At 69.6% G+C, this 4,283-nt stretch carries 1 protein-coding gene; it reads left to right on the top strand.

The window, feature by feature from the left end; all coding sequences use genetic code 11:
• Nucleotides 1-148: 148 nt before the first annotated feature.
• A partial coding sequence (locus ACA511_RS40535) for a type I polyketide synthase (protein WP_375030077.1) occupies nucleotides 149-4,283 on the top strand: 4,135 nt, incomplete at its 3' end.

Here is a 4,283-nt window from a genome sequence, read left to right as displayed (position 1 = left end):
CCACTACCTCCACAACGCCGCCCAAGCACACACCCACGGAACACCCTGGAAACCCACCACCACCCACACCCAACAAACCCCCACCAACCTCCCCACCTACCCCTTCCAACACCACCGCTACTGGCTGTCCGCTCCGGAACCGGCGGACATGTCACAGGCAGGCCATCCGCTTCTCGGCGCCGCGCAGACTTTCGCCGACACCGAGCGCGTCGTCTTCAGCCGGCGCGTCTCCCGCGAGCGCCACCCGTGGCTGGCCGACCACGCCGTCTCCGGCACCGTCCTGCTCCCCGGGACGGCGTACGTCGAGATGGCGGTCCACGCGGGAGAGCAGGTGGGGTGCGAACGGCTCGATGAACTCACCCTCGAAGCACCGCTGATCGTCCCCGAGCAGGGCGATGTCACGGTGCAGGTCGTCGTGGGGGAGGACGATGGTTCGGGCCGCCGGCCGGTGACGCTCTACGGCAGGCGCGAGGACGTCTGGACCCGTCACGCCACGGGCACGCTCCGCCCCGCCGCGTCCGCCTCCGGGCCTCCTCTCGACGGCGCGTGGCCCCCCGCCGGTGCGGCCCCCGTCGATCTGGACGGCGCGTACGAGCGGCTGGCCGACCGGGGTTACGACTACGGCCCCGTCTTCGCCGGACTCCGCGCCGCCTGGCGGCAGGGCGACGTCCTGTACGCGGAGGTCCGCCTTCCCGAGGACGCCGACATCACCGGATTCGGCATCCACCCAGCACTTCTCGACGCCGCCCTCCACCCGTTCGTCCTGGACGGCGAGCTGCGTCTGCCGTTCTCCTGGGAGGGCGTGCAACTGCATGCCACGGGGGCCACCGCATTGCGAGTCCGGTTGACGCCCGTGGGCGCGGACGAGATCGCCCTCGCGGTCGCCGATTCACGTGGCCGGTCCGTGGCCGCCGTCGATCGGCTCACACTGCGTCCGCTCGACACGGCCGCACTCGCCACGGCGAACGCGTCACTTCTCGGTGTGGACTGGACGCCGGTGCCCGCCGGAACCGGCCCCGTCCCGGACGAGTGGCAGATCCTCGATCTGAGAACCGACGAGGACGAGGACGAGGAAGACGACGTCGTCCGGGTTGCGCACTCCGTTGCCGAGCACGCTCTGCTCCATCTTCAGCAGCACCTCGGGGAAGAAGGCCACCTGGTCGTCCTCACCGACGACGTCCTCCAGCAGGCGGTGGTGCACGGTCTTGTCCGCACTGCTCAGACCGAGCATCCCGACCGCATCACCCTGCTTCACATCGGCCAGCCGGAAGAGCCCACCGAGGAGCACATCCGGACGGCCCTGGCCACCGGCGAACCCGAGCTCCGCCTCCGCGACGGCCGGCTCACCGCACCCCGCGTCGCCCGGAGCGCGGCGCAGCCGGAACAAGCCCGGCCGTTCGATCTCGATGCCACCGTTCTGATCACCGGCGGTACCGGCACGCTGGGCGCGCTCGTGGCCCGGCATCTCGTCACCGAGCACGGCGTCCGCCACCTGCTGCTCACCAGCAGGCAAGGGCCGGACGCCCCCGGCGCCACCGAACTGCGAACCGAACTCACCGAGCTGGGCGCCGAGGTGGTCATCGCCGCGTGCGATGCGGCAGACCGCAAGGCCCTCACCGAGCTGCTCGCGGACGTGTCGCTGACCGCGGTCGTGCATGCGGCCGGCGTCCTGGACGACACCGTCCTTGATTCGCTCACTCCGGAGCGGCTGCACACTGTCCTGAGGCCCAAGGTCGACGCCGCCTGGAACCTGCACGAACTCACCCACGACCACGACCTCACCGCGTTCGTCCTGTTCTCCTCCCTGGCTGGAACCCTCGGCTCCCCCGGACAGGCCAACTACGCCGCCGCCAACACCTTCCTGGACGCCCTCGCCCACCACCGCCAAGCCAGCGGGCTGCCCGCCACCTCACTCGCCTGGGGACTCTGGGCCGACACCAGCACCATGACCGGCACCCTCACCACCACCGACCAAGCCCGCATGACCCGCACCGGCCTCACCCCCATGCCCGCCGACCAAGCACTCGCCCTCTTCGACGCCGCACTCGCGTCACCGGAGGCGATGAGCGTCACGGCGGTCCTCGATCGCGCGGTGCTCCGCGAGCGCGCGGCGGCCGGGATGCTCCAGCACGTACTGCGCGGCCTGGTCGGGCGCACCGAGCGGCGCACGGTCGGCGACGACGACGCATCGTGGACGCGGCGCATCACCGGCCTGCCCGAGCCGGAGCAGCGGCAGAGCGTGCTGGATCTGGTGCGCGACTCCATCGCGGCCGTCCTGGCCCACGACTCCACCGACGCGATCGCCTCCGACCGCTCGTTCAAGGAACTGGGGTTCGACTCCCTCACCGCCGTCGAACTCCGCAACCGCCTCGGCACCGCCACCGGACTGCGCCTACCCGCCACCCTCATCTTCGACCACCCCACCCCCGAAGCCCTCGCCGAGCACATCCGCGATCTGGTTCTCGGTTCGCGGTCCGATGTCGTGGTCACTTCGGCCACTGCCCAGGACGAGCCGATCGCCGTGATCGGGATGGGCTGCCGGTTCCCCGGCGGCGTCCGCACCCCCGAAGACCTCTGGACACTCCTGGACAACGGCACCGACGCCATCACCGACTTCCCCACCAACCGAGGCTGGGACACCGAAAAGCTCTACAACCCCGACCCCGACAACCACGGAACCACCTACGTCCGCCACGGCGGATTCCTCCACGACGCCGACCACTTCGACCCCGCATTCTTCGGAATGAGCCCCCGCGAAGCCCTCGCCACCGACCCCCAGCAACGCCTCCTCCTCGAAACCGCCTGGGAAACCATCGAACGCGCCGGAATCGACCCCACCACCCTGCACGGCACCCAAACCGGCGTCTTCACCGGCGTCATGTACAACGACTACGGAGGTTCCCGGGCGACGGATCCGCCGGAGGGATTCGAGGGCTACCTGGTTTCTGGAAGCGCGGGCAGCGTCGCTTCGGGGCGCGTGGCTTTCAGCTTCGGGTTCGAAGGCCCGGCAGTCACGGTGGATACGGCCTGTTCATCGTCGCTCGTGGCGATGCATCTGGCCGCTCAAGCACTCCGCAACGGCGAATGCACCCTCGCCCTCGCCGGCGGCGTCACCGTCATGGCCACCCCACAAGTCTTCATCGAATTCAGCCGCCAACGCGGCCTCGCCCCCGACGGACACTGCAAACCCTTCGCCGCCACCGCCAACGGCGCCACCTGGTCCGAAGGCGCCGGACTCCTCATGCTCGAAAAACTCTCCGACGCCGAACGCAACGGCCACCCCGTCCTCGCCGTCATCCGAGGATCAGCCATCAACCAGGACGGCGCCAGCAACGGCCTGACCGCGCCGAACGGGCCGTCGCAGCAGAAGGTCATCCGGCAGGCGCTGGCCAACGCCCGGCTCGCCCCGGCCGATGTCGACGCCGTCGAGGCGCACGGCACCGGAACCACCCTCGGCGACCCCATCGAAGCCCAAGCCCTGCTCGCCACCTACGGGCAGGACCGCGAGACGCCTCTCTGGCTCGGCTCCATCAAATCCAACATCGGCCACACGCAGGCCGCCGCGGGCGCCGCCGGAATCATCAAAATGATCCTCGCCATGCGGCACGGGCAGTTGCCCAAGACGCTCCATGTCGATGAGCCGACGCCGCACGTCGACTGGGCTTCCGGCGCCGTCTCGCTGCTCGCGCGGGCCGAGCCGTGGCCGGACGCCGATCGGCCGCGCCGTGCCGCCGTGTCGTCCTTCGGGATCAGCGGCACCAACGCCCACGTCATCATCGAGCAGCCGCCGCAGACCGATTCCCAACCCGCACCAGAGCCACAACGAGGGCCTTACGTCTGGCCTCTATCGGCGAAGACCCCGGCCGCAGTGCAACAACAAGCCCGCCGACTGCTGACTCACATCGACCGGCATCCCGACCTCCACCCTTCCGACATCGCCTTCTCCCTCGCCACCAGCCGGACGAGTTTCGAGCATCGAGCAGTGGTACTCGCCGAGGACAAGAACGACGCACGAGAAGCCTTGGGTGCGCTGGCTACCGGCGCCTCTCACCCGTCCCTGATTCAAGGAAAGGCCACTCCCGGAGCGACGGTGTTCGTGTTCCCCGGTCAGGGTTCGCAATGGAAGGGAATGGCGCAGGAACTCCTGGAGACCTCACCGGTCTTCGCCGCCAAAATCGACGACTGCGCCCAAGCACTCGAACCCTTCACCACCTGGAACCTCCACGACGCCCTCACCACCCGAACCGACCTCCTCGACCACGTCGACATCGTCCAACCCGCCC

Origin of the sequence: Actinomadura sp. GTD37, from assembly GCF_041951365.1 — a bacterium.
Classification (GTDB): domain Bacteria; phylum Actinomycetota; class Actinomycetes; order Streptosporangiales; family Streptosporangiaceae; genus Spirillospora.
This window is presented reverse-complemented; position numbering and strand designations above follow the sequence as displayed.